Consider the following 1,501-nt stretch of genomic DNA (forward strand, 5'->3'; position numbering starts at 1 on the left):
CAGTTCCTAACGATCTATGAAAAAAGGGTCAGACTTTAAAAAGTCTAACCCCTGTTATTTTAAACTTACACACTTAGCGGGATAGTGTCTATAATAATAATTTGACCAATTCTGTTATTCTTTCCTCCGAATTTTAAGGATTAAAAAAGGGACCAATTAAGAGATCCCTTTTTAAGTTTAAAAGATTAAATTCATTTGTCTTTTACATTGGCAGCTACAACGATTCCATCACAAGTTTATAAGTTTTCTTCTCACCCTCATGTTTTAAAGTTACCAAATAGACACCTGGTGACCAGCTGTTGTTCCCAGAAATAGTTATCATATTATCTGTACAGTCTAAGTTCTTGTTATAAATTTCTCTCCCAGTCAAATCAGCTATACTTATTTCTACTTGCTTACCATTTAATTGCGGTGAGTGAATGTAGAAAATGTTACCTTTTGTTGGATTAGGGAATAAATGAATACCTGTAAAATCATCATTATCTTCTAAGCCTAATCGCGAAGCTACTCGAATCGAGAAACGATTTGTTGCAGTACTCAATTCATCAGTATTTACTGAGAAGGAATAGGTGAATTCACTGTTTTCAACGAGTGTACTAGATCCAGTGTAATTATCATCTAGGTAAAAGGATACATCTTCTAGCCCATCTATCTTAAACTTTAAGCTATAATTGTTATGTGTGTAGCCATTACTGAACAAATTATAAACCTCGGCAGCGAGAGGCATAGCCCTTTTTTCGATGCTCAAGAAAGTACTGTTATTGTCAATCCCTAAGTTTTCTTTAAAATTCCAAGGTTTAACTGCATCATCAGCTGTTATATGGTTACTGAATTCGGCATCAAATATGATTCCAAAACTGTCGTGAACTGGGCCTCCATTATTCAGATTCTCACTTGTGTAAAGTTGAACGGTTAACATATTATGTGTCGTCAATCGGTTATCGTCAATATTTGTAGTGGTGTGGAATCCGGGAGTTTTGTCAGCCTCATTAAATATTATACTCGATGCGCCAGAGTTTAATGTCGCAAATTGACCGCCTTGTCCAGGCTGTAAATATTGGTTGGCTGCAGAGTTTGAAGTGTTTGTTCCTGCTGGAAGACTCACTGTTACATACGCGCCGAAATCTCCTAAACTCGGATCATAAACATAATATTTACTTACATCTATGTTTGTTGAATTGGCGAATACGCTATTTATGTTAATAGTACTCTGATATGGATTTCCGAACATCGCAAAAGCTCCTTGTGCTCCTGTATTGAAATTTTGAACGTAATTCCCTGCTGTTAAACTTCCTGTGGCACGAATGACCGTATTGTTGGAAGCTAAGTTATTCGTCAAGTCAATACTTCTATCTCCACGCACAAATAATAAATACGCTTCTCCAGCATTTAATGTGTTGATATTGGTATTGTTAATTGCCTCGAATTGTTGATTTGGAACATTGACAGTGAACATTGATGAGTTTCCTGTTATAGTACCATCAAAACCATTTGTTTGGTC

Annotated in this window: 1 protein-coding gene; it reads right to left on the minus strand. The window is 35.9% G+C overall.

Features of this window, described 5'->3' with window-relative positions; translation table 11 throughout:
• Window positions 1-214: 214 nt before the first annotated feature.
• A partial coding sequence (locus BLW28_RS15495; RefSeq protein WP_143036930.1) for a T9SS type A sorting domain-containing protein occupies window positions 215-1,501 on the minus strand: 1,287 nt, incomplete at its 5' end.

It is taken from the genome of Aequorivita viscosa (genome assembly GCF_900106795.1).
GTDB classification, from domain to species: domain Bacteria; phylum Bacteroidota; class Bacteroidia; order Flavobacteriales; family Flavobacteriaceae; genus Aequorivita; species Aequorivita viscosa.